The sequence below is a fragment of the Planifilum fulgidum genome (assembly GCF_900113175.1).
GTDB classification, from domain to species: Bacteria; Bacillota; Bacilli; order Thermoactinomycetales; family DSM-44946; genus Planifilum; species Planifilum fulgidum.
The window spans coordinates 40054-64383 of record NZ_FOOK01000015.1 but is presented as its reverse complement, the minus strand read 5'-3'; the positions used below and the strand labels follow the sequence as shown (position 1 = coordinate 64383).

Below are 24330 nucleotides of genomic sequence, written 5' to 3'. Positions count from 1 at the left end.
TTATTCGATCCCGCCGGCCAAAGATTTTTCCTTCGCACGGGGCAACAACAGGGTGAAGGTGGTGCGCCCCGGAGCGCTCTCCTTCAGAATCAGGTCCCCCTTCTGGGCCCGGGCCAGCAGGCGGCTGATGGGCAGTCCCAATCCCAGCCCCCTCGTTTTCTCCTTCTTTTTCTTCCCCCGGTAAAAGCGTTCGAAAATCAGCGGCTGTTCCTCCGGCAAAATCCCCGGCCCGTCGTCGGTGACATCCACCGCCGCCGTTTCCGGGTCGCGGGCATAGAGACGGATTTCGATCTTCCCCTGATCCTTCATCGCCGACCGGCTGTTGTCGAGCAGGTTGGAAAGGATCTGCCGGATGCGGTGGGCGTCCCCCCGCACCCAAAGGGTTTCCTCCGGCAAAATCGTCCGGAGGCGCAGGGAGGGAGGCAGATTCGTCACCTTCCACCGTTCCGCCATCTCCCGGATCAACTCGTTCAGGGAGAGCGTCTCCGACTTGATCCGGACGGTGCCGGTGGCGTGGGCGTTGAATTCCAGCAGGTCCTCCACCATTTTTTGTAACCGTTTCGTCTCCTCCAGGGAGATGTCCAGAAACTCCTCCGCCTCTTTGCCCGTCACGACTCCATCCCGGACCGCCTTCAGCAGCCCGCCGATGGAGGTGATCGGCGTCTTCAACTCATGGGTGACTCCGGCCAAAAGCTCCGTGCGCAACTCTTCCGACCGCTTCAGCCGGGAAGCCATTTCCGAGAAGGAATGGGTCAGCTCATACAGCTCCTTCTCTTTGAGATCATGGGGAAGCCGGAAATCGTAGTTTCCCTGCCTGAGCCGGGAGGCCGCCGCCGCCACCCGGCGGATGGGATCCGTCAGCTTGCGCGACAGCCAGTAAAGGACGATCCACCCCGAAAGCCCCAGGCAGAGGATGACGATGATCCAGGGAAAGATCTGACGGAAGGGCATGGCGGAGCGGACACTCTCTTCGCTGATGACGAAAACCGTTCCGATCAGCCAATTTCCGCGCCGGATCGGTTCGGCGACGATGTACCAGGCCACATCCCCGTGCTCCAGCGTGTCCATGACCTCTTCCTCGGCGACGGGGCCCTTCTCCAACAAATAGTGCAGAAGCCGCTCATTGTCGATGGCACGGTTCTGGAAAACCGCCTTCCCCTCCCGGTCGACGATCAGGATCAGGGGAAGCGGCTTCGTCTCCCGGTCTTCGCCGGGGAAATCGAAGTAGCTCCGGCCCCGGGACAACAACCGCTTCCACATCGCCGAGCTGATCACCAACTTCCCTTCGCTGCCGATCCGTTCGGCAATCTCCTGGGCGAAGAGCCGGTTGAGCTGCAGATGGTGCTTCTTCTCCCTTTCCTGCGTCCAGTGCACGGACAGGGAAGCCACGATGACCAGGCTGGAGACCAGCACCAGCAGATAGCGAATCGTCCAGTATTTCAGCAGGGGAACCCGCTTTTGGTCATCATTCGTAGACACGGAACTGATACCCCACTCCGCGAAGCGTGATGATTTCCCCCTCGTCCTTCGGCCACTGATTCAGGGCTTTCCGCAGGCGCTTCACCGCCAGATCCACCGCCCGGTCGCTTCCTTCGTATTCCCAGCCCCAAACCCGGTCCAGCAGTTGGTCCCGGGAAAACGTCCGGTTGGGATGGCGGGCGAAAAAGGCGAGCAGGGAAAAGTCCCGGGGCGTGAGCGGCACGCGTTTGCCGTGAAGAAACACACCGTGTCCGTCAAAATCGATCTTCAGGCTGCCGAACTGCGCGATTTCCCTCCCCCGCACCATCGGCCGGGGGCGGCGCAGCACCGCCCGCACCCGGGCGACGACCTCCTCCGGGGCGAAGGGTTTGGTCACATAATCGTCCGCCCCTTCGTTCAGCCCCGCCACCCGCTGATGCATCTCCCCCAGGGCCGTCAGCATGATGACGGGGCAGGAGCTCCGGCTTCGGATCTGCCTCAGCACTTCCCACCCGTCCATTTCGGGAAGCATCACATCCAGGATGACGAGGTCGGGCTGCAGGGCCTCAAACCGGTCCAACGCCTCCCTTCCGTCAAAGGCGGCTTCCACCCGAAAGCCGGCCCGGCGCAGATATGCCGCCAGGACCCGGGAAATGGGAACTTCGTCTTCCACCACCAACACCAGTTTCACGGACACCACCCCGCTTTTTGCCGGCCTCTCTTATCCATTGTAACCCGAACGATAAGACGGGCCGAGGGGTCGGCCCGAAAGGAGGTGCAATCATGCCGCTTCAGGTCCTCGCCGGAGAAAGCGCAAGGAAATTCCAAAGGAACGGCGGTTCCATGGGGCATTCATCGGGGGTCGGGGGTGACTCCGGTGGTTCCCGCTTTTCGGATCCCTTGCGCGATACTCCGGCGACATCCCGGACAGGATCCGGGTGATGGTGTTTGAGACATCTTTATTGTAGCCTCCGTTTGTGTCAGGGATATGTCAGGGGCCTTTCGGAAAGCCAACCCCGGAGAGGATTGGACACCGGGGAAAAAACCCCGTTTCCCGATTTGTCCCCGCAACTTGGTGTGGTATACTTCATGTAGACATCGGAACCTGTTGCGGAACGGGCCTCCGCCCGAAACAACCCACTCGGAAAGGCGGTATCATGATGAAGATGATGGATGCCCACGAAATCATCTCCTACATCCAGAACAGTGAAAAGAAAACCCCGGTGAAGGTATACATCAAGGGAGATCTGGAGGGAATCGACTTCGGACCGGACGCGAAGGCCTTCGTCACCGGCCGCGTCGGCGTCATCTTCGGCGACTGGAAGGCTTTGAAGCCGGTGTTGGACGCCCACAAGGACCGCATTGAGGAGATGGTGGTGGAAAACGACCGGCGCAACTCGGCCATTCCTCTCCTCGATCTGAAAGACATCCCGGCGCGGATCGAACCCGGCGCGATCATCCGCGAACAGGTGGAGATCGGGAAAAACGCGGTGATCATGATGGGCGCGGTGATCAACATCGGGGCCGTCATCGGCGAAGGGACGATGGTCGACATGAATGCCGTCATCGGCGGCCGGGGAACCGTCGGCAAAAACTGCCACATCGGCGCCGGCGCCGTCATCGCCGGAGTGATTGAACCGCCTTCGGCCAAACCGGTGGTCATCGAAGACGATGTGGTGATCGGGGCCAACGCCGTCATCCTGGAAGGCGTAAGGGTCGGCAAAGGGGCCGTGGTGGCGGCGGGAGCCATCGTCACCGACGATGTGCCGGAATACACCGTCGTCGCCGGCGTCCCCGCCCGGGTGATCAAAAAGATCGACGAGAAAACCCGCGCGAAAACGGAGATCAAACAGGAATTGCGCCAGCTTTGATCCGCCTCCTCCCTTAAGGGCCGCACGGCCCTTTTTCTTCAGAGGAAAACGGCACTCCCCACGCGTGCAGAAAACCCCGATCGGAGGATCAGCGATGAACGAATGGCAAAGATTGGACGAACAATACATCCTGCCCACCGTCAGCCGGCTGCCCATCGCCATCGAGCGGGGGGAAGGCAATTATCTGATCGATACCGACGGCAATCGCTATCTGGATCTTTTCACGGGGCTGGCCGTCAATGTCCTGGGGCATTCCCATCCGGCCATCCTCCGGGCCCTGGAGGAGCAGGGAAAAAAGTTTTTGCACATTTCCAACCTCTTCCTGAATCCCCCGGCCATCCGCCTGGCCCGCCGGCTGGTGGAGAACAGCTTCCCCGGCAAGGTGTACTTCGCCAACTCCGGGGCCGAGTCGACGGAGGCCGCCATCAAGCTGATTCACAAATGGATCCGCACCGAGGGGAAGGGGAAGGACGGCATCGTCGTGCTGAAAAACAGTTTTCACGGGAGAACGCTGGGAGCCCTGCGCCTGACGCGCCAACCCTCGGTCTACCAGGATTTCCCCCGGCTTGACTTTCCCATCTACGAAGTGGAGCCCAACGACGTGGATGAACTGATCCGCGTGTGTGAAACGAAGCGGCCCGCCGCCATCCTGGTGGAGCCGATTCTGGGAGCCGGGGGCGTGCTTCCCCTCTCCGGGGCGTTCCTGGAGACGATGGGCGACATCTGCAGGAAGCAACACATCCTGTGCTGCGTGGACGAAATCCAGACAGGGATGGGCCGGACCGGCACCCTGTTCGCCTACCAGCAGACCGGCCTTCAACCCGACCTGCTCCTCTTCGCCAAAGGGATCGGCGGCGGCCTCCCCCTGGGGGGCATCATCGCCGGGCACAGGCTGTCCCATCTGTTCCGACCCGGGGACCACGGCACCACCTTCGCCCCCTCACCCCTCAGCGCCGCCCTGGGAAATGCGGTCCTCGACGTGCTTCTGGAAGAAGGATTGCTGGAAAAGGGGCGGCAGGCGGCGGAACACCTCTGGAACCGCCTGCGGGCGCTCAAGCAGAAACATCCGGATGTGATCCGCGACATCCGTGGGAAGGGCATGATGATCGGCATTCACACGAAGCGATCTCCGGAGGAAATCCGCCGGCTGATGCTGGATTTTTTGAAGGAGGGGATCCTGGTCAACGTGACCGCCCGGACGGTGATTCGCCTGCTTCCTCCCCTCACGCTGACCCGGGAAGAAATCGACCGCTTTGCCGACGCCCTGGACGAATACATCTCCGCCCGCTTTTCCGCATAGGTGGCGCCGGAGAAATTTCCCGTCAACTCCAAGCTTTCTCATCCAGCTGTCCGAAAGGAGGCCGGCCATGACGACGCCGCTCAACCCCTTTGTGGCGCTGCGGCGCCAATTGCACAAGATCCCGGAGCCGGGATTCAAAGAAGTGAAAACCCAGCGCCTGCTGCTGGATTACCTGGCCACGCTGCCCGGGGAACGGATGGAAATCCAGACCTGGAAGACGGGCATTCTCGTCCACATTCCGGGGAACAATCCCTCCCGCCGCATCGGGTATCGGGCGGACATGGACGCGCTGCCCGTGGAAGAGGAGACCACCCTCCCCTTTCGCTCCACCCATCCGGGCTGGATGCACGCCTGCGGCCACGATTTCCACATGGCCATCGCCCTGGGGGTCCTCACCCACTTCGTCCATCATCCCATCGACGACGACCTGCTCTTCGTCTTCCAGCCGGCGGAAGAAGGGCCCGGAGGGGCCAAGCCCCTTCTGGAGAGCGAAATCTTCAACGCCCGGAGGCCGGACATGATGCTGGCCCTCCACATCGCCCCGGAATACCCCGTGGGAACCATCGCCGTCAAACCGGGAATCCTGTTCGCCAACACCTCCGAACTGTACATCGACCTGGTCGGACGGGGCGGCCACGCGGCCATGCCCCACCTGGCGAACGACATGGTGATCGCCGCCTCCCAACTGGCCGTCCAACTGCAGAGCATCGTCTCCCGCAACGTGGATCCGCAGGAGGCGGCCATCCTGACCATCGGAAAGCTCAACGCCGGCACCCGGCAGAACGTCATCGCCGGAAAAGCCCGTCTGGAAGGGACGATCCGCACCCTTTCCCCGGAAACGATGCGGAAGGTCAAGGACCGGATCGAGGCGATGGTGCGGGGAATCGGCGAGGCTTTCGATTGTCAGACGGCCATCGATTGGGGCGCGGGCTACTGCCAGGTGTACAACGACGATGCCCTGACCCGGGAATTTATGGACTGGGTCCGCACCACCGAGGTTCGGCTGGTCGAGTGCCGGGAGGCGATGACCGGCGAAGACTTCGGCTACTTCCTGCGGGAGATCCCCGGCTTCATGTTCTGGCTCGGAGTGGACACCCCCTACGGGCTTCATCATCCCCGGATCGAACCGAAGGAAGAGTCGATCGAAGTGGCCATCCGCCTGGTCACCCGTTACATCGAATGGAAGTCGCGGCAGGGAAGGGGATGACGCCTCTCCCCGGAATTTCCTGGAGAAGATTGCCTTTCGCCGGAAATTCGGGTATAATGGCTGTCAGTATAAAGCGAGGGGGTTGTGAGGAGCATGCGCAATGTTTTCGCTCGGCTTAAATGGCATAGCGAAAACATGCCGGTGCTCTTCACAACCCGCCTGTCTTTATACGGATAAAATTTTCATCCCAATCCGCACCAAAAAGGGGCACCGGTATGTCCGGCGCCCTTTTTACATGGAACAGCGCGAATCTGTTCGACTCGCCCTCGGCGCCGGTCACCCGGCGCCTCTTTTTATCCCTTCCTGGGGGGCGCCGGGGTCGCCGTGCCTCTGGTGCCTATCCGAGGAGGGATCGTCATGGAAACCAAATATGACCGGCTGAAAGCGTTTGTCGCCGAGAACGGATGGCCCCGGTACCGCTTCAATCAAATCCTGCACGCCGTTTTCAAGGAGCGGATCGGCGAATTCGACCGGATGACGACCCTGCCGCTCCCGCTGCGCCATCAGTTGCGGAAACGGTTCGGAAAAAGCGTTTTGCACCTGACACCCGTGTTCCGGAAACAGTCCGGTCAAGCGGACAAAGTGCTGTTTGAACTGCCCGATTCCAACAAGATCGAAACGGTCCGGCTGATCTACCGCGCGGGCTGGCAGTCCTATTGCATTTCCTCCCAGTGCGGATGCGGCTTCGGCTGCCGCTTCTGCGCAACGGGCAGGATCGGGCTGAAGCGGAATCTGAGCGCGGACGAGATCACCGATCAGATCCTTTATTTTCATCTGCAAAGCCATCCCATCGACAGCATTTCCCTGATGGGCATGGGGGAGGCGCTGGCCAATCCGCAAATCTTCACCGCCCTGAAAGTCCTGACCGATCCCCGGCTGTTCAACCTGAGCCCCCGGAGGATCACGGTCTCCACGATCGGGCTCGTCCCCCAAATCGAACGCTTGTCCAGGGAGTTTCCGCAGGTGAATCTCACCTTTTCGCTTCATTCCCCCTTTGACGAGCAGCGGAGCGCTCTGATGCCGATCAACCGGAAGTATCCGCTGGACGAGGTGTTGGACGCGTTGGATGCGCACATTCAAAGACACCGGCGCAAGGTGTACATCGCCTACATCGTCCTGCCGGGCGTGAACGATACGCCCGAACATGCGGAAAAACTGGTTTCCCTGCTGCGGGGGCGCGGACCCTGGGATTATCTGTACCACGTCAACCTGATCCGCTACAATCCCGCCAGCGGGGCTCCGAAGGCGTACCAGCGTCCGCGCGAGGAGGAACTGGCCACCCTTTGCCGGCGTTTGCGAAGAGCGGGCGTGAAGGTGACAATCAGGCAATCCTTCGGCGTGGACATCGAAGCCGCCTGCGGGCAATTGTACGGGCGGTACTACATCCGCGGCGAGCCGGAGGAGCACAAGGCCCCTGCAAAAGGACGGTGAAGCGGGAAAACGGCGGGCCGGGTGTCCGGCAAAACGCCGACTCGAAACGGACACCGGCGGGGGGAGGGATGCCCTGCCGACGCCTCGGCGCATCGGAAACGCCCCGGGCGAGGATTCGCGCCGGGGCGTTTCCGTTTGCAGGGTGTCCCGGTCAGTTGCGAAGGCGGCAAGTCAAGGGAGAGCCCCCTTGTCCGGCAGTGCTTTTCCTCAAAGGAAATCCGGAGCCCATTCCCGGCGAAAAAACGCCCGGTCCCGCAGCTCTCCGACACGTCCCGTCTCGATTGCCCCCCGGCTGCCGGGGCGCATCCCCGCACCGATTCCGCTTCCGGAAGGAAGTCAACATCCGGAGTGTGATCTGGCGCTTTTGCATCCGATGGATGAGAAAACCGGCTTCGGCATCCCGATGAACGGTTCCGCCTCCCCGGGCCAGGCCGACGCCGCGGCAACCCGGACGGCATTTTGGATCGGCGCCGCGATCGGATTCATGGATTGCGACAGGGCACCTCAACCGCATTCCGCTTCCCGGATTGCCGACCTCCAAGGCGAGGGACGACGGAGTCCGTATCCCTCCCCGGCTTTCCGGAACATCCTCGGCGGATGGCGGAAAATCTTCCGCTCCCTCCAAAAGCGCCCTCAACGGCCCGTCGGGTTCGCCCCGCTTGATCCCGCCCACAGGGCTTTCTCCCTTCTCCTTTTCCGGCCAAGCCCTCCCTTCGTAATCCAGACTTTCATTGCGCCGAAGAAGCGGCACCCAACCGATTTCCCCCGCAGCCTCTCCCGGGAGACGGGCGACCGTCAAACAACGGAAACAAAATATCACAAGTCGGAAAACCTTTTTGTTCAATTTATCACAAACAATCTCCGCTTTTCCCTGTACACTGGCCTTGAACCTGAAAAAGGACATGGAGGGCAGCAGCAGGACAAAAAGGATAGATTGGAAGTTTGTTCGAATCGAAGGAGGAGGGAAACATGCACCAAAAGTACGCCAAACTGTTTGAACCGGTTTCCATCGGACCGGTGGAGCTGAAAAACCGCTATGCGATGGCGCCGATGGGCCCCCTCGGCCTTTCCGATTCCGAAGGGGGATTCAATCAACGCGGCATCGATTATTACGTGGAACGGGCCCGGGGGGGAACGGCCCTGATCATCACCGGCGTCACCTTTGTCGACAATCAGGTGGAAAAGCACGCCATGCCGAGCGTTCCCTGCCCCACCCACAACAGCATCCATTTCGTGCGGACCGCCCGGGAGTTGACCGAGCGGATTCACGCCTATGACGCGAAGATCTTCCTGCAGATGAGTGCGGGCTTCGGAAGGGTGACCATCCCCACCAATCTGGGCGACCATCCGCCCGTGGCGCCTTCTCCCATTCCCCACCGGTGGCTGAACAAAACCTGCCGCCCCCTGGCGAAGGAGGAGATTCGGCACATCGTCAGGATGTTCGGAATCGGAGCCGTCAACGCCAAGCGGGCAGGCTTCGACGGCGTCGAAATTCACGCCGTGCATGAAGGGTATCTGCTGGACCAATTCGCCATCTCCTTCTTCAACCAGCGCACCGACGAATACGGCGGATCCCTGGAAAACCGGCTCCGGTTTGCGCGGGAAGTCGTCGAAGAGATCAAAGAGCGCTGCGGCGACGATTTTCCCGTGGCCCTGCGCTACAGCGTCAAAAGCTTCATCAAGGATTGGCGGGAAGGCGGACTGCCCGGCGAAACCTTCGAGGAAAAGGGGCGCGACGTGGAGGAGGGTATCGAAGCGGCCAAGCTGCTGGTCAGCTACGGTTATGACGCCCTCGACGTGGACGTCGGTTCCTACGATACCTGGTGGTGGAGCCATCCCCCCATGTACATGCCGAAGGGCCTTTACATCCCCTACGCGAAACGGGTGAAGGAGGCCGTCGACGTTCCCGTCATCTGCGCCGGGCGGATGGACAACCCCGACCTCGCCCTGGACGCCATAAACAGCGGTGCCTGCGACATCATCGGTCTGGGGCGCCCCCTTTTGGCGGATCCGGAATACGTGAACAAACTGCGGGCCGGAAAGCGGGAACTGATCCGTCCGTGCCTCTCCTGCCATGAAGGATGCATGGGCCGCATCCAGGAATATTCCGCCCTGGGCTGTGCGGTCAATCCCGCCGCCTGTCGGGAGCGCGAAGCCCGGCTGACGCCGGCGCTTCAACCGAAAAAGGTGATGATCATCGGGGGCGGCGTTGCAGGCTGTGAAGCGGCCCGGGTGTTGAAGCTCCGCGGACACGAGCCCGTCCTTTACGAAAAAGGGGACCGCCTGGGCGGCAATCTGCTGGCGGGCGGCGTGCCCGACTTCAAAGAGGATGACCGGGCCCTCGCCGCCTGGTACGAAAACGTGCTGAGGGATTTGCAGGTGGAAGTGAAACTGAACACTCCCGTCACGGCGGAAATGGTGAGGCAGGAAAATCCCGATGCCGTGATCGTGGCCACCGGATCCATCCCGAAGCGGATTCCCTTGGGAGAGGGCAAAAACGTCTTCACTGCCAAGGAGGTCCTGCTGGGGGAAAAACCGGCGGGAGAGCGCACGGTGGTGGTCGGCGGCGGACTGGTGGGCTGCGAGCTGGCCCTCTGGCTGGCCAAGCAGGGCAAACAGGTCACTTTGGTGGAAGAGATGGATGAGCTTCTCGCCGCAAACGGCCCGCTTTGCCACGCCAACTCCGACATGCTCAAGGCGCTCATCCCGCACCACGGCATAAAAGTGATGACCTCCGCGAAGGTGCTCCGGGCCACCGAGAAAGGGGTTCTCGTCCAAGCGGACGGCGAGGAGAAAGAAATCGAGGCGGACACCGTCGTGTTGGCCATCGGTTTTAACCCCGACAAAACCCTGTACGAGGAATTGAAGCATGACTTCGCGGAAATCCACCGGATCGGCGATGCGCGCCGGGTGGCCAACATCATGTACGCCATCTGGGACGCCTACGAAGTGGCCTCCACCCTGTGATGTTGCATCAATCATGGACGGCCGGAAAGGCCGTCCAAACCGTGGACAAGGCATGAGGAGGGAGACGGTTTTCCGTCTCGCTCCACAGGGTGGAGTCGCCCGGCGAAAAATCGCCTCTCGAGTCTGCAGACGCGACGGCCGAAAAGGCCGTCCTTACTTTTTCCTTGTGTCAAAGGATGGTGTCCCTGTGCGCCCCCTCATCCACAAAGTCAAAAAAACGATCGGCCCCTCCGCATGTTCAGGAGAGTTTGTTCCTAAAGAGCCCCTCTTACCGGACGATCTCAAAACGAGCTAAGTATGAATGAAGTCAAGACACTTGACCTTCCACGGAAGCGCCCATATGATCCGAAACCGACGGGCCCGCCAATCCAAACTTTTGCCCCGGTCCGTCAGGACCACTTTCTGAATCGGCAAATCCTCCGGCAATTTCACCTTGAAGGGATCCCCCTTTCAGGGCCCGTGATCGGGCACACCACCGCCCGGTCGTTCCCCACCTCCCGAAACGGAACCCCGTGCCGGACGAAAGATCCGACCTCCACTTCCCGAACGCTCCTCGATTTGCTGATGGCCACCACAGCCTCGTCGAGGGCCTTGGGTGAAACGATGGTGGGACGCCTTCAGGCGGGCTCGTCTCCCGCTTGGGGGAGAAAATGGACGAAGACCAAATCTTCCGCATCAGAGGCGCTCATGCCCTTCCGCGCAGACATCAAACTTCATATGCAACGTCGGCTTCTTTTTCTTTGGCACCCATGACCCCTGATGGATGCCCGTCTCCTTCGCAATATGGCTGGGAATCCGAACCGCGAGGCTGTTTCCCCACTTTTGAACCCGTGCGGTCATCCGCCCCCTCGCCTTTCCCTTTTGATGTCCGAAAGCGGCCCCAAAAGCGTTCGGGCGCGGGGGACCGGGATCTTCCACCGGGTGAAAAGGCCCGGACATGAAACCGGCGGAAAATCGCCCCTTCCTCCCGGAAAGTCCCGTGTCGGGGCTTTCCGGGTCAAGCTTCCTGCCGGACCCCCTTCCTGCGGACCAAGCCGAGCAGGATCACCGCGAGCAGCATCGCCACGGCGACGGTTGTGGAGGCGTAGAACAGCCCGCTGTATCCGGTTTCGATCACCTCGTGCAGTGAAGAGGACAGGATCTCCCTCACGGTCGGATCCGGAATTTTATCAAAGGCTTCCTGCATTGCCGCCACATCCATCTCCTCCCCGGAGGGATGCGCCATGCTTCCTCCCATGGGAATGTTGGCATCTTCCATCTTCTTTTTGATCGTATCCTCCAGGTTCAAGAAGGACCGGGCGATGAAACCGGCGTACACCGTCGGTGCCAGGGTCATGCCGATCTGACGGAGGAGGGAACTGGTGGCCAGGGCGATCCCCTTCTGATTCCCCGCCTTTTCCGCCGCGAGCACGTTGATGGGCGCTCCCAGCATGAAACCGAATCCCACTCCCACCAGACAGCTCGCCACCACCATCTGCCACAGGTTGGTCACCCAAAGGGGAAACAGCAAAAACCCGATCACCGTCAAAACCGTGGCCACCAGCAGGGCCTGGATCGGACCGCGCCGGTCCACCACCGCCCCTCCGGCGCCGGCTCCCACGCCGGAGGCGATGGCCAGGGGAGTGACCCAGTAGCCCGACAGGTTTCGATCCACGCCCAGATACTGTTCAATGTAGGCGGGGATGAAGATGACCGAGGCCAAAACGGCCCCCGACAGGAGCGCGAGAACAAGCGTCCACCGATAGCTGGCATCCCTCAGCAACGCGACGGGCAACAGCGGGTCCACGTCCCGGACCGCCTCCATGCGCCGTTCGACAAACCCCATCGCGATGAGGAGGACAACGCCCGCCCCCGCAAAGAGGAGAAATCCGGGGGAAGCCATGCTTTCCAGCAGGTCCACGCCCTCCAGCAGGGTGAAGCTGTACATCAGACAGAGCAGCGCCACACTGAGCAGACCGATGCCTGCCCAATCCGTCCTTTGCACCGCACCGTCCATCTCCGGATCCCGGATCACTTTATAGCCGAGAATCAGCAGGATCACGGCGATCGGAATGTTGATGAGAAACAGCCAGTGCCAGCTTCCGGTGACGCTCAAAATAAAAGAACCCGCATTCGGCCCCAGGACGGACGCGATCCCGTGCATGGCCCCCAGCATGCCGAGGGCCCCGCCCTGCTTCTCCACCGGAAAGCTCTTGAGCACGTAAGAGCTGGCGATGATGAAAATCCCGCCTCCGCCCAGGGACTGAATCAGCCGGGCGAAGAGAAACATCCCGAAATTGAAACTGCTGGCAACCAGGAGGGAGCCCAGACCGAACAGAAAGATTTCGATCAAAAACAGCTTCTTGATCCCGTACTTGTCGGACGTTTTGCCGACAATCGGAATGCTGACGGCCATACCCAAGGTATAGATGGTGACGGTCCAGGAACCCCATGTTGCCGTCACATCGAAGGAATCGATCAAGGTCGTCAGGGCCGCGGAAATGATTCCGTTGTCCAGGGCCCCCATAAACACGCCAATACAAAAAAGAACCACCGAACCCATGAGACGTCGATTCACATTGCTTCCCTCCACCTTTGACATTGGAGGCCGCCGCACGGTCCGGGGCCGGAAGGAAAAACGATTCGCCCTCTCCCGGCAATACGGCCCCTTCCAACACATTGTTAATAAACAATTATATTTTTTATCCTACACCAAAATCCATCGAATGGAAAAGAGAAACGCAGTCAAAAAACCCCGGCCCTTGAAGCGGCCGGAGTCGTCTTGGACATTCCGTTGCCCGTCGGGAGCCTTCCATCTCGAATTTAAAGAGGGAAAGAAAATCCCCTTCATTCTGCAGCAGATGATTTGATGAATTCGTTCACCTCTTTGCTCATTTCCTTATACCGGGTCCAATGGAGATTATGATGGCCCCCCAAAACGACAACTCTACTGGACGGAGAATCGGTCAACCGGGTCTTGAAAAAAGTCTCCAGGTTCTTGCCGTCTTCCGATACCTGATCTTCTTTCGTGGTGAATAATAAAACGGGCAAATCGGCCGCAAATCTCATGTCCAAAGTTTTGTCTATGTGATTTTTCAATTCATTGACTTCGCTGACAACGTTCTTATTAAAGAGCTTCCAGGCCGAGATCGCCTTGGTCATTTCCAAATTCTCTTCAGAGTAGCTGCCATCCTCGGCAATCGGCAAAGAATTCCCGTCGGCGCCAGATATCGAAAATACGCAGGCATTGCAGGGGCCTCTTCACCAAAATATTTAAGCGCTTGTGGCAATATCGGATCGATACCCATGACGGCTTTCACTTCATCCGGGTATGTATTGGCATAATACATGCTGTAGACGCCGGAAATGGAATGAGGCATCAAGATGTATGGGCCTTGTATATCCGCTTCTTTTAGAGCGTGCCTGATTTCTTGCACGATGTTTTCCACTGTTTGTTCTCTGTTCGTCATATTGCTTTATCCGTTTCCAAACGGTTCGATCACTACGACTTTATTTTTCTTTGCCAGTTCTTTGATCAAAGGTTCAAAATCCCGTGTCGGTGCAGCCGTCCCAGCGCTGTTTAATAACACGATGGTGTTGACTCCTTCACCCTTTGTATAAAGATGCATATACCCTTCAGCCACTTCCACCATTTCCCCTATCGGGGGATATTAGAATCCATCCAATAAAGGCTGCTGCGATGGCAATCGATCCATTTCTGATCACTTTCCAGGATCCATATGCCTTTTTTGCGTTCTTCATGATTTGCAGGGCCATCATGCCACCATACAAGGAATAAAGTTGCTATATGATGAAACCTCATCGGGATGCAAGACAATTTCTTCAGAAGCCGGCATACAGAAGTTTTTCCTTGTGCAGACCTTTTTCCTTGCTTTTTATATCATGGATCCCTCGCAACTGTACCTTAACAATGAGATTTCATGTCCATTCGCCACCATCTTCTCACTGGGTCGCGTCAAAACGGATTGCAGACGATGATCCTGCGCTCTTCCACGCCAAGCCGCCGCCAATCAAAAATGCGCGTCCGAAAGTCTCGGACACGCAGATGTGAAAGGATCGTTGATGCCATCTCTCCGCGTCCCTCGCAAGACCGGGAATGGCGCGCATTTCCGCGGCAAAAGAATTTGGCGGGGAAAACGCGGCTGGTTTTCACCCGCCAATAAACCGCATCGATCCAACTTACCCGATACTGCCTTCCATCTCCAGTTTAATGAGCCGGTTCATCTCCACCGCGTATTCCATCGGCAATTCCTTGGTGAAGGGCTCGATGAAGCCCATCACGATCATCTGTGTGGCTTCCTCTTCGCTGAGGCCGCGGCTCATCAGGTAGAAGAGCTGATCTTCGCTCACCTTGCTGACCGTCGCCTCGTGCTCCAGGGTGATGTCGTCGTTCAGAATTTCGTTGTAGGGGATCGTGTCCGAAGTGGATTTGTCGTCCAAAATCAGCGTGTCGCACTTGACGTTGGCTTTGGAGCCCTGGGAGTTGCGGCCGAAACTGGTCAATCCCCGGTAGGTCACTTTGCCGCCGTCCTTGCTGATCGACTTGGAAACGATGGTCGCCGTGCAGTTGGGCGCAAGGGCGGTCACCTTGGCGCCGGCATCCTGATGCTGACCCTTGCCGGCCACGGCGATGGACAGAACGTCGGCCTTGGCCCCCTCTCCCTTCATGATGACGGAGGGGTATTTCATCGTCAGCTTGCTCCCGATGTTGCCGTCGATCCACTCCATGTGGGCGCCCTCATAGGCCACGGCCCGCTTCGTCACCAGGTTGTACACGTTGTGGGACCAGTTCTGGATGGTGGTGTAGCGGCAGCGGGCGTTTTTCTTGACGATGATCTCCACGACGGCGCTGTGCAGGGAATCGGTGCTGTAGATCGGCGCCGTGCAGCCTTCGACATAATGGACAAAGCTGTCCTCGTCGGCGATGATCAGCGTCCGCTCAAACTGACCCATGTTTTCCGAGTTGATCCGGAAATAGGCCTGCAGCGGAATTTCCACGCGCACGCCCTTCGGCACGTAGATGAAGCTTCCGCCGCTCCAGACGGCGCTGTTCAGCGCGGCGAACTTGTTGTCCGTGGGAGGCACGACCGTTCCGAAGTATTCCCGCACCAGTTCGGGATACTCCTTCACCGCCGTGTCGGTGTCGCAGAAGATGACACCCTGCTCCTCCAATTCTTTCTTCATGTTGTGGTAAACCACTTCCGACTCGTACTGGGCCGACACCCCCGCCAGAAACTTCCGTTCCGCCTCGGGAATGCCCAACCGGTCGAAGGTGCGCTTGATCTCCTCCGGCACCTCATCCCAGCTGCGCCCTTGCCGCTCCGACGGTTTGACGTAATAGGTGATGTCGTCGAAGTCGAGCTCGGACAGATCACCGGGGAGAATGGAAAACCATCTGCTGTTCTTGTCACTGGGCATGGGCATCTTGAAAAACTGCTCCAGCGCCTTCAGCCGAAATTCGAGCATCCATTCCGGCTCGCCCTTGATCCGGGAAATCTCCTCGACGACTTCCCGGGACAGTCCCTTCTTGGAGCGATATACGGATACGTCTTTATCGCGAAACCCGTATTGGTACTCCGAGAGTTCGGGCAGTTCCTTCGCCATGCAAATCCCTCCCTTTCTTCGGAAAAACGGGCAGGACGGGAAGGCTCGCCGCCGGGCAGACTCCGGCGTCGACCCCCTTCCTCAATGGAGCTGCTTGACTCCCTTCTCCAGGGCCTTCCAGGCCAGCGTCGCGCACTTGATGCGGGCCGGAAACTTGGCGACACCCTGGAGCGCCTCGATATCTTCGAGGGGAAATTGCTCCGTGTCCACCTCTTTCCCCTGCATCATCTCGGAAAAGAGGCCGGACAGGCGCAGGGCCTCCTCGATGCTCAATCCCTTGATCGCTTCCGTCATCATCGAGGCCGATGCCTGGCTGATGGAGCAGCCTTCCCCGAGAAACTTCGCGTCTTTGATTTTGCCGTCCTCCACCCGCAGCTGAAGGGAAATCCTGTCACCGCAGGTGGGATTGTTCATGTCGATGGTCACCGCGCCGTCCTCAAACCGGCCTCGGTTGCGGGGACGCTGATAGTGATCCATGATGACGCGGCGATAGAGATCATCCAAGGACATTTCCGAAATACTCCTTTGTCTTTCGAATCCCTTCCACCAGACGATCAATGTCTGATTCATCGTTGTACAGGTAAAAGCTGGCCCGGACCGTCGCCGTCACCCCCAGCCACCGCATCAGCGGCTGTGCGCAGTGATGGCCGGCGCGGACGGCGATTCCTTCGGCGTCCAGCACCGTCGCCACATCGTGGGGGTGGACCCCCTCCAGGTTGAAGGTGACCAGACTGGTCCGGTTTTCCCGGGGGCCGTAGATGGTGATGCCTTCGATCTCTTCCAGCCGCCTCTGGGCATAGGCCGCCAGTTCCTGGTCATGCCGATGGATGGTGTCCATCCCCACCGATTCCAGATAATCGATGGCGGCGGCGAGACCGACCGCGCCGGCGATGATGGGCGTTCCCCCTTCAAACTTCCAGGGGAGCTCTTTCCAGGTCGATTCGTACAGATCGACGTGGTCGATCATCTCCCCGCCGTATTCCAGGGGCTCCATCTCCTCGAGCAGGGATTCCCTGCCGTAGAGAACGCCGATCCCGGTCGGCCCCATCATCTTGTGCCCGGAAAAGGCCAGAAAGTCGACGTCCAGCTCCTGCACATCCACCTTCATATGGGGCACGCTCTGGGCACCGTCCACCACGATCACACCGCCCTGGCGGTGCACCATGTCCGCCAGTTCCCGGATCGGGTGAATCGTCCCCAGCACGTTGGAGACCTGGGCGATGGCCAACAGTTTGGTCCGCCCGGTAATCATCTCCTGCACCTTATTCAGATCCAGCGTGCCGTCCGGTTCCAAAGGCAAATATTTGAGAGCGGCCCCCGTCGCCTTGGCCGCTTGTTGCCAAGGAATCAGGTTGCTGTGGTGCTCCGCCGGCGTCAGGACGATCTCGTCCCCCGGACCCAACCGGGCCCGGGCATAACTGTGGGCCACCAGGTTGAGGGAGGAAGTGGTGCCCCGGGTGAAGATCACTTCCTTTTCGGAGCGGGCTCCGATAAACCGGCGCACCTTTTCCCGTGCCCCCTCGTAGGCCTCGGTCGCCCGGGTTCCCAGGGTGTGAACCCCCCGGTGGACGTTGGAGTTGATCTCCTTGTAATACCTTTCCACCGCCTCGATCACCTGAAACGGTTTCTGGGAGCTGGCGGAGCTGTCAAGATATACCAACGGGTGGCCGTTCACTTTCTGTTGCAGGATGGGAAAATCCCGAGCATATTTGTTCATTGCTGCAGCTTCCTTTCGATCACGCGGTTCAGCTGCTGTTTGAGCGATTCAAAGGGAATCGCCGAGAGAACCGGAGCGAGGAAACCGAAAATGATCAGCTTCTCCGCTTCCTCCCGGGAAATGCCGCGGGACATCAGATAAAACATCTGGATGTCGTCGATCCGGCCGACACTGGCGGCGTGGCCCGCCTTCACATCGTTCTCGTCGATCAGCAGGATCGGGTTGGCATCCCCCCGGGCCCGGGAGTTAAGCATCAGCACGTTTTCCGCCTGTTGGCCGTCGGCCTTGGTGGCACCCTTTTCGATCTTGGTGATGCCGTTGATGATGCTGTTGGCCTGATCCCGCACGACTCCCCGGGAAAGAATGTTGCTTTCCGTATGGGTTCCCCAGTGGTGCACGCTGGCGGTGACATTGGAACGCTGCTCTCCGGAGCCGACCACGATGGACTTTACATCCACCCGTCCGCCGGTTCCGTTCAAATGGGTCGTGATGTCCGACAGGGTGTGGCCGCCGCTCAGGTCGCCGACCAGCCATTCCAGCTGACCGTCCCGGTCCACCACACCGCGACGGTAGAAGACGTCCGTCGCCTGTTTGCCCATGTGGTTGATGGTGGCCACCCGGACGCGGGCCCCCGGACCGACAATGGCCTCCAGCACCCCGTTGTGGACCGCCTCCTCCTCCTGTTCCGAAACCACGTTGACGACGAGGTCGACCCGGCTGTTGGCCTCCGCCACCACCAGCACGTGGGACAGGAGACCCACCCCTGCGCCGTCGGCCCAGAACAGGCTTTGGAAGGGGAGGTCCACCTCCACATTCTTGGGGACATAGAGGAAAACGCCCCCGCTCCACAGGGCGGCGTGGAGGGCGGTCAGGCGGTGTTCATCCGGGCGCACGCCCTTCGTCATGAAGTATTGGCGCACGAGCTCCGGATATTCCCGCACGGCGGTCGCAAGGTCGGTGAAGATCACCCCTTTGTCCTTCAGCGCCGCATCCAGGTGAACGTAGACCGGATCCGCGTTTTTCTGCACGATGACGTTGTCCTTCTCCATGTCGGAAGAAAGGAGGGACTTTACCGATTCCGGCAGGGCCTTCAGGCTGTCCAGGGAAGACGCCTCGGTCACGGGCTCAAACCGGGTGAAATTCCACCGGTCGATCCGGGTTTTCTGCACCCGGGGCAAATCGAGACGGCCTGCGGCCTGAAGGGCGTCGAGACGAAACTGGCGCATCCAATCGGGCTCTCGATGTTTTTCGGACAGCTGGTTCACCGTTTTCTGGTCAAAAAGAATTCCCGTATCCACGCTCATTGTCGTCACCCACCTTAGGCCTCTTGCTCGACCGTTTCGTCTTCGATGCCCAGCTCTTCCTTAATCCAATCGTAGCCCCGCTCTTCCAGTTGAAGCGCCAATTCCGGTCCGCCGGAACGGACAATCCGCCCCTGCATGATGACATGGACGAAGTCGGGTTTGATGTAGTTGAGAAGACGCTGATAGTGGGTGATGATCAGAACACCCAGATTCGGACTGCGCATCGAGTTGACCCCGTTGGCCACCACCTTGATGGAGTCGATGTCCAGACCGGAATCGATTTCGTCCAGGATGGCGATCCGGGGTTCCAGCATCATCATTTGCAGAATCTCGTTCCGCTTCTTCTCACCGCCGGAGAACCCTTCGTTCAGGTAGCGCTGGGCGAAGGATTCGTCGATGCCGAGGAGCTCCATCTTCTCATCCAGCTGGCGGATGAACTTCATCAAGGAGATTTCGTTGCCCTCCCCCCGGCGGGCATTGATGGCGCTGCGCAGGAAGTCGCTGTTGGTCACCCCGCTCACTTCGGAGGGATACTGCATCGCCAAAAACAGTCCCTTGAGCGCCCGCTCATTCACTTCCATCTCCAGGACGTTCTCGCCGTCCAGGAGGACTCTCCCCTTTGTCACTTCATATTTGGGATGTCCCATGATCGCCTGGGCGAGGGTGCTCTTGCCGGTCCCGTTGGGACCCATGATCGCGTGGACTTCCCCGCCGTTGATCTCCAGGTTGACCCCTTTCAAGATCTCCTTGTCCTCCACGGAGACATGAAGATCTTCTATGATCAGTTTCGGTGAATTTGCCATGTGCATGACCCCCAATATCCTCTTAACTTTTTATTTCAACCGATGATGACCGGTCCGGGGCCGGGAAATTCCGGGATTCATCGCCCCCCATCCGGGCATCTCGGGAATTGCCAACAAAAAACCAAAGGACCGGTGATCTGGCCCTTCGTTTATGATACCATAATGGGCGAAGAGCTTCACTTTGAACTGATTCTCAGTTGATTTTCATTTTAAACTGATTCTCACGTGATTCTTATTCCATTTTATCCGATGACTTGGCGGACATCAAGGATAAACTCCAGTGTCGCACACATGAAAAAAATGGGCCGATTCCGAACGGGTCCGCGGAGGGGTGCTCCATGCGTCTGAAAGGAAAAAAAGTGGTCTGTCTGGTCGAAGCGGATTTTGAAGACCTGGAACTGTGGTATCCCGTGATGAGACTGAGGGAAGAGGGGGCGGAGGTCCTGCTCGCAGGCCCCGAGCGGGGCGCGGTATATAAAGGTAAATACGGGGTTCCCGCGACGGCGGACCTTTCCTTTGATGAACTGGATCCCGAAGAGTATGACGGCCTCCTGATCCCCGGCGGATGGGCGCCGGACAAACTGCGCCGCGACCCGAGGGTGCTCCGGACCGTCCGCTCCCTCCATGAGGCGGGAAAACCCATCGGACAGATCTGCCACGCGGGTTGGGTGCTGATCTCGGCCCGGATCCTGCAAGGAAAGCGGGTCACTTCCACCCCCGGCATCCGGGACGACATGGAGAACGCCGGCGCCCGCTGGGTGGATGAGCCGGTGGTCGTCGACGGAAACCTGGTTTCCAGCCGTCGTCCCCCGGATCTGCCCGTCTACGCCAAGACCTTTTGCGACCTGCTGGCGCAAGGATGACCATGCGGCCGATCCGTTGCCTGAAATGCTATCTGCGGCGGCCGGGCGGGCGGTGCGATTTTTGCCCCCTTCACCGAAAAAACCGCCACCTGTACCAACCCATCGGCGGCGGTTGGTTTCTAAAAAAGGAAGAGGAGCGGAAATCCGCAGACAGCGAAAGTCCCTCGCCGCCGGCCGGGCCGGGTGCGCCGCCTCGTTAAGGCGTCACGCCCGGCGCGCGGCCCTGTGGCCGCGCGCTCTTTCCCCGGGAACCATAGGTTCCAGATAATGGAGATCTGATCCGTCGCCGAACCGATTGACACTCCGGTTCGGTTTTGCTATTTTTGTGTCCGCAACCCTTTTGGCGTTTCCTTTTTTTGCAGCAAACCCAGTCTCCACATCTTACAATTCAACAGGCAAACGCCCCCTTCCTGTGGGAATGGAAGGTTTTTTTATTCAAAAAAATAAGGGTCCAAAGGATCATTGTCACTTTGAGAGAGGAGAAACATGATGGGACAACCGACAAAACAACCGCCTGCGGAAACGGAGAGAAACCGCGTCAAAGTCGTGCCGCTGCTCGCCGTTTTGCTGTCGGGCGCCTTTGTCGCCATCCTGAATGAGACCCTGCTCAACGTGGCGATCACGCCGATCATGGAGTCCTTTCAGGTGGAGGCAAGCACCGCCCAGTGGCTCGCCACCGTTTACCTGCTCGTCATTGCCGTTTTGGTCCCGGTGAGCGCCTTCCTCATTCAGCGCTTCACCACCCGGCAGCTCTACACGGCCGCCATGCTTCTGTTCGGAGCGGGGACCCTGATCGCCGGAACGGCTCCCGCCTTCGCCCTTTTGCTGTTGGGACGCATCCTGCAGGCCGCCGGCACCGGGATCCTGATCCCGCTGTTTACCAACGTCATCCTGGCCGTGATTCCGCCGGAAAGAAGGGGCCGGGTCATGGGTCTGTTCGGGCTCGTCATCATGTTCGCCCCTGCCGTCGGTCCGACGGTGTCCGGGCTGATCGTGGACTACCTGTCCTGGCGCTGGCTGTTTTATCTGGTCCTTCCGATCGCCGTCATCGCCATTCTGTACGGCATCGTCTCCTTGAAAAACGTGACGGAAGTGACCCGGCCCAAGATGGACCTGATTTCCGTCGCGCTGTCCACGATCGGTTTCGGCGGCGTGGTCTTCGGATTCAGCTCCGCCGGAGAAGGGACGGGGGGCTGGACGGATCCGGAAGTGGTCATCGCACTGACGGCCGGACTGATTTCCCTCGCCCTGTTTGTGATCCGCCAGAGGAAACTGGCCACGCCCATGCTCGACATGCGGGTCTTCGCCTACCCGATGTTCACCCTGGCCATCCTTGTCATGATGATCGTGGTGATGACCATGTTTGCCACGATGATCGTATTGCCGATTTATCTGCTGAAGGTGCTCGCCTTCAGCGCCGTGACGGTCGGGTTGATCATGCTGCCGGGCGGCCTCATCAACGGCGCCCTGTCGCCGGTGATGGGATACCTGTTTGACAGGTTCGGCCCCCGCTGGCTCCTGATTCCGGGTGTCGTCACGATGACCGTCACCGTCTTCCTGTTCCGGTCCCTGGATCCGGGCACATCGCCCCTGACCATTGTCATCCTGCACACCATGCTGATGGTTTCGGTGGCGATGGTGATGATGCCGGCCCAGACCAACGGCCTCAATCAGTTGCCCCCCTACCTGTATCCCCACGGCGCGGCGATCGCCAACACCCTGATGCAGGTCTCCGGCGCCATCGGAACCGCCTTGTTCGTCACCATCATGACGTTGGGGCAGCAGCGCTATATGGAAGGACATCCCGGTGCGGCCGATGAGACGGCCGCCCTGGCCGCGGGTGTCAAACAGGCTTTCACCTTCGGATTTCTCCTGGCTGTTCTCGCCCTCTCTCTCGCCCTGTTCGTGAAACGGGTGAAAGTCGCGCCCAAACCGGAAAAAGGCGGGCAGGAGAAAAAGGGAAGTTTTCAAAAGGAACCCGGGATGGCTTGAACCGGCGCCGTCACCGAATTGCCGGAGGGATGCCGGCATCCCCATAGGATGGGGATCTTGCAGCATTTCTCCGGGTCTTTCTTCTTTTCACATTTCAAAATGATGACATTTGTCAGGAGATGATCCCCGTGGACGAGACGCTGATGGACATCGCCTCCCTGACCCGGAACCAGCCCTTTTGTGCAGGAGTGATCCTCGCAAAGGGGCGGTGCTTGCTTCTCACCTTGAACGCGGACGGCGTTCCAGAGACGCTGAAGGGAACCGCGTGGCGGGTCGGAGGGGTGGGCGGAGGCCAGGAGCCCGGTGAGACGGTTTGGGATTGTGCGCTGCGGGAAGCGAGGGAGGAGGCCTTTGCCGAGGTGGAGCTGATCCCCTCCCCTTCCACCTATTTTCATAACATGGACACCGGAGCGATTCGGCGGATCCGGGTTCGCGATCCCGTCCCGCCGCTCCTCTTCAGCCGGACCGTCAACCCCCGTCCGGATCGTCCCTATGCCCCCGGGCTGCCGACGGGCCCCTTCATCCACTTTGCGCTGTTCCTCTCCCGGCCCAAGGCTTGGGACACAATCCGGCCGGGAGACGACGTGCAGGGGCTGCTTCTCTGTCCCGTCGACGGCTGGACCCGTCTGAAAGCGGGAAACAAGTTGAAGGAATTGGCGCGCTCCGGCATCGAGGTGATCGGTCGGCCGAACGTTGATTGGGAACGCCGGCCATGGTTCCGGAGGAGGAGTCGATGGACACCGTTTTCTCCCTTCTGGAAAAACATCCGGAACTGCTTGACCTCTTGAAACCGTCATCGCCCCCTCCGGCGGACTTCTAACAGTGACGGATCATGTGCACCTGCTCCAGCTCCAGAGAAAATCCCGCCCGCTCCAAAAGCCCCGACACCGCCCGGTTGGAGAGCGGCAGGTTGAACGCCGTCCGCCGGACCGGCAGATGCAGGGGGGCAAACGCTTCCTCCAACAGAAAGCCCGTGACGGCCTCACGGTCCCCCCGCCCCGGGGCCGCTTCGCACTGGAACAGGGTGATCCCTGTCAGATTCCCCGCCGGGTCGTAAGCGCGCCGGCACAAGGCGTATCCCGCCGCATTCCCCCCGGAGTCGAAGGCGATGAGGGATTCTCCGCCGACAAGACTTTGCCAATGGGTTTGCCAGGGCGCCGTCAACCGGTAAAAGGGGAGCCGGGCCGCCTCCTGCGGACGCCCCCGCCGGACGGTGTAACTTTCCCCGTCCCCTCCGCGAAAGAAAACGTCGGGCAAGGGACCGGCGCACCGGTAAACGCCGAGCCGGTCGACCGTTTGATATCCCATCCGTTTGTACAGAGCGATCGCCCGCTTATTCTGCCGGATCGCCTCCAGGGTGGCGATGTCCGCCCGATTTTCCCGGTAAATCCCGAGGGCCGCCTCCACCAGCGCCTGTCCCACCCCCAAGCGGCGGGTGCGGGGAACGACGGCGGTCCCCCCGTTCCAGGCGACCCGCTTGCCCCCGATGAGGCGGATGCCGCTGAGCAGAATCCCTGCCGGCCGGCCGTCATGAAAAGCCATCACCGACAATTCCGGGGAGAGCCCTTCCCGGACCAGCCGGGCGGTGAAGGCGTCCGCATCCATTTTCACATCGGCGAAGTAATCCTGAAATCCCTCGTTCCAGACGCCCACCGCCTCCTTCCACGTACAATCGCTCAGCCGTCGGATTTCGATCACAATGGTCACCCCCGAAAAACGACTTCCGACCGACGCCCTCCCCCAGGCCGAAGGAATCCCCGTCGCTTCCGGCTTCCTCAAGGGCCGGCGGCGGATCCGGATCAGATAAACTCAC

Annotated in this window: 21 protein-coding genes; 8 read left to right on the top strand and 13 right to left on the bottom strand. The window is 59.7% G+C overall.

Annotated elements, in window-relative coordinates; all coding sequences use genetic code 11:
- Nucleotides 1–1479 (bottom strand): HAMP domain-containing sensor histidine kinase, encoded by a 1479-nt coding sequence (locus BM063_RS09960; protein ID WP_092038489.1) that lies wholly within the window; start codon nt 1477–1479, stop codon nt 1–3.
- Complete coding sequence (locus tag BM063_RS09955) at nt 1466–2149, bottom strand: response regulator transcription factor (RefSeq protein WP_092038516.1); 684 nt, start codon at nt 2147–2149, stop codon at nt 1466–1468. Before BM063_RS09955 ends, BM063_RS09960 begins: the two co-directional genes overlap by 14 nt.
- A gap of 469 nt (nt 2150–2618) precedes the next feature.
- Here BM063_RS09955 and dapD point away from each other — a divergent pair, with 469 nt between their 5' ends.
- The 5 genes from dapD to BM063_RS09925 all read left to right on the top strand — a co-directional run bounded on the left by dapD (nt 2619) and on the right by BM063_RS09925 (nt 10234).
- Nucleotides 2619–3329, top strand: coding sequence for a 2,3,4,5-tetrahydropyridine-2,6-dicarboxylate N-acetyltransferase (gene dapD / locus BM063_RS09950; protein ID WP_092038514.1), 711 nt, complete (start codon nt 2619–2621; stop codon nt 3327–3329).
- Between the two features lie 94 nt (nt 3330–3423).
- Nucleotides 3424–4629: an aspartate aminotransferase family protein gene (locus tag BM063_RS09945; protein WP_092038487.1), complete on the top strand. Its 1206-nt coding sequence runs from the start codon at nt 3424–3426 to the stop codon at nt 4627–4629.
- A 67-nt stretch (nt 4630–4696) separates the two neighbouring features.
- Nucleotides 4697–5836 (top strand): N-acetyldiaminopimelate deacetylase, encoded by a 1140-nt coding sequence (locus BM063_RS09940; RefSeq protein WP_092038484.1) that lies wholly within the window; start codon nt 4697–4699, stop codon nt 5834–5836.
- Between the two features lie 351 nt (nt 5837–6187).
- The gene (locus BM063_RS09935) at nt 6188–7267 is read left to right on the top strand and encodes a Cfr family 23S rRNA (adenine(2503)-C(8))-methyltransferase (protein ID WP_092038512.1); all 1080 of its coding nucleotides are present in this window, start codon (nt 6188–6190) and stop codon (nt 7265–7267) included.
- A gap of 969 nt (nt 7268–8236) precedes the next feature.
- A complete protein-coding gene (locus tag BM063_RS09925; protein ID WP_092038510.1) occupies nt 8237–10234 on the top strand; it encodes an oxidoreductase in 1998 nt (665 codons plus the stop codon).
- Between the two features lie 675 nt (nt 10235–10909).
- Here the strand turns inward: BM063_RS09925 and BM063_RS09920 are convergent.
- From BM063_RS09920 to sufC, 10 genes are all read right to left on the bottom strand, one after another.
- Nucleotides 10910–11074, bottom strand: coding sequence for an AbrB/MazE/SpoVT family DNA-binding domain-containing protein (locus BM063_RS09920; RefSeq protein ID WP_092038479.1), 165 nt, complete (start codon nt 11072–11074; stop codon nt 10910–10912).
- 157 nt (nt 11075–11231) lie between these two features.
- Nucleotides 11232–12776: an MFS transporter gene (locus BM063_RS09915; protein WP_245752211.1), complete on the bottom strand. Its 1545-nt coding sequence runs from the start codon at nt 12774–12776 to the stop codon at nt 11232–11234.
- Nucleotides 12777–13060: 284 nt separating this feature from the next.
- Complete coding sequence (locus BM063_RS17990; RefSeq protein WP_245752207.1) at nt 13061–13375, bottom strand: hypothetical protein; 315 nt, start codon at nt 13373–13375, stop codon at nt 13061–13063.
- The gene (locus BM063_RS17985; protein ID WP_245752205.1) at nt 13372–13662 is read right to left on the bottom strand and encodes an alpha/beta fold hydrolase; all 291 of its coding nucleotides are present in this window, start codon (nt 13660–13662) and stop codon (nt 13372–13374) included. Before BM063_RS17985 ends, BM063_RS17990 begins: the two co-directional genes overlap by 4 nt.
- A gap of 27 nt (nt 13663–13689) precedes the next feature.
- Nucleotides 13690–13866 (bottom strand): hypothetical protein, encoded by a 177-nt coding sequence (locus BM063_RS17980; protein WP_245752204.1) that lies wholly within the window; start codon nt 13864–13866, stop codon nt 13690–13692.
- A gap of 547 nt (nt 13867–14413) precedes the next feature.
- A complete protein-coding gene (sufB, locus tag BM063_RS09905; RefSeq protein WP_092038475.1) occupies nt 14414–15838 on the bottom strand; it encodes a Fe-S cluster assembly protein SufB in 1425 nt (474 codons plus the stop codon).
- Nucleotides 15839–15919: 81 nt separating this feature from the next.
- Entirely contained in the window at nt 15920–16348 is a 429-nt protein-coding gene (gene sufU, locus BM063_RS09900) for a Fe-S cluster assembly sulfur transfer protein SufU (RefSeq protein ID WP_092038473.1), read from the bottom strand.
- A complete protein-coding gene (locus BM063_RS09895) occupies nt 16335–17555 on the bottom strand; it encodes a cysteine desulfurase (RefSeq protein ID WP_092038470.1) in 1221 nt (406 codons plus the stop codon). The genes sufU and BM063_RS09895 overlap by 14 nt, the downstream gene beginning before the upstream one ends.
- Complete coding sequence (gene sufD, locus BM063_RS09890; protein ID WP_092038467.1) at nt 17552–18859, bottom strand: Fe-S cluster assembly protein SufD; 1308 nt, start codon at nt 18857–18859, stop codon at nt 17552–17554. The genes BM063_RS09895 and sufD overlap by 4 nt, the downstream gene beginning before the upstream one ends.
- Before the next feature lie 14 nt (nt 18860–18873).
- Complete coding sequence (sufC, locus tag BM063_RS09885) at nt 18874–19662, bottom strand: Fe-S cluster assembly ATPase SufC (RefSeq protein ID WP_092038508.1); 789 nt, start codon at nt 19660–19662, stop codon at nt 18874–18876.
- Between the two features lie 338 nt (nt 19663–20000).
- Between sufC and BM063_RS09880 the strand changes: the two genes are divergently transcribed.
- The 3 genes from BM063_RS09880 to BM063_RS09865 all read left to right on the top strand — a co-directional run bounded on the left by BM063_RS09880 (nt 20001) and on the right by BM063_RS09865 (nt 23305).
- Entirely contained in the window at nt 20001–20525 is a 525-nt protein-coding gene (locus BM063_RS09880; protein ID WP_092038464.1) for a type 1 glutamine amidotransferase domain-containing protein, read from the top strand.
- A 489-nt stretch (nt 20526–21014) separates the two neighbouring features.
- On the top strand, nt 21015–22517 hold the full coding sequence (locus BM063_RS09870) for an MDR family MFS transporter (RefSeq protein WP_092038506.1): 1503 nt from the start codon (nt 21015–21017) through the stop codon (nt 22515–22517).
- 128 nt (nt 22518–22645) lie between these two features.
- Entirely contained in the window at nt 22646–23305 is a 660-nt protein-coding gene (locus tag BM063_RS09865; protein ID WP_092038458.1) for an NUDIX domain-containing protein, read from the top strand.
- A 28-nt stretch (nt 23306–23333) separates the two neighbouring features.
- On the opposite strand, the gene BM063_RS09860 is transcribed toward BM063_RS09865, so the two are convergent.
- Nucleotides 23334–24215, bottom strand: coding sequence for a GNAT family N-acetyltransferase (locus BM063_RS09860; protein ID WP_177199088.1), 882 nt, complete (start codon nt 24213–24215; stop codon nt 23334–23336).
- Nucleotides 24216–24330 lie beyond the last annotated feature (115 nt).

What these genes read in the sequence shown, in the direction of transcription:
- dapD (WP_092038514.1), top strand. Translation starts at nt 2,619, where the DNA reads ATGAAGATGATGGATGCCCACGAAATCATCTCCTACATCCAGAACAGT.
- BM063_RS09945 (WP_092038487.1), top strand. Translation starts at nt 3,424, where the DNA reads ATGAACGAATGGCAAAGATTGGACGAACAATACATCCTGCCCACCGTC.
- BM063_RS09940 (WP_092038484.1), top strand. Translation starts at nt 4,697, where the DNA reads ATGACGACGCCGCTCAACCCCTTTGTGGCGCTGCGGCGCCAATTGCAC.
- BM063_RS09925 (WP_092038510.1), top strand. Translation starts at nt 8,237, where the DNA reads ATGCACCAAAAGTACGCCAAACTGTTTGAACCGGTTTCCATCGGACCG.
- BM063_RS09920 (WP_092038479.1), bottom strand. Translation starts at nt 11,074, where the DNA reads ATGACCGCACGGGTTCAAAAGTGGGGAAACAGCCTCGCGGTTCGGATT.
- BM063_RS09915 (WP_245752211.1), bottom strand. Translation starts at nt 12,776, where the DNA reads ATGGGTTCGGTGGTTCTTTTTTGTATTGGCGTGTTTATGGGGGCCCTG.
- BM063_RS17990 (WP_245752207.1), bottom strand. Translation starts at nt 13,375, where the DNA reads ATGACCAAGGCGATCTCGGCCTGGAAGCTCTTTAATAAGAACGTTGTC.
- BM063_RS17980 (WP_245752204.1), bottom strand. Translation starts at nt 13,866, where the DNA reads ATGGTGGAAGTGGCTGAAGGGTATATGCATCTTTATACAAAGGGTGAA.
- sufB (WP_092038475.1), bottom strand. Translation starts at nt 15,838, where the DNA reads ATGGCGAAGGAACTGCCCGAACTCTCGGAGTACCAATACGGGTTTCGC.
- sufU (WP_092038473.1), bottom strand. Translation starts at nt 16,348, where the DNA reads ATGTCCTTGGATGATCTCTATCGCCGCGTCATCATGGATCACTATCAG.
- BM063_RS09895 (WP_092038470.1), bottom strand. Translation starts at nt 17,555, where the DNA reads ATGAACAAATATGCTCGGGATTTTCCCATCCTGCAACAGAAAGTGAAC.
- sufD (WP_092038467.1), bottom strand. Translation starts at nt 18,859, where the DNA reads ATGAGCGTGGATACGGGAATTCTTTTTGACCAGAAAACGGTGAACCAG.
- sufC (WP_092038508.1), bottom strand. Translation starts at nt 19,662, where the DNA reads ATGGCAAATTCACCGAAACTGATCATAGAAGATCTTCATGTCTCCGTG.
- BM063_RS09880 (WP_092038464.1), top strand. Translation starts at nt 20,001, where the DNA reads ATGCGTCTGAAAGGAAAAAAAGTGGTCTGTCTGGTCGAAGCGGATTTT.
- BM063_RS09870 (WP_092038506.1), top strand. Translation starts at nt 21,015, where the DNA reads ATGGGACAACCGACAAAACAACCGCCTGCGGAAACGGAGAGAAACCGC.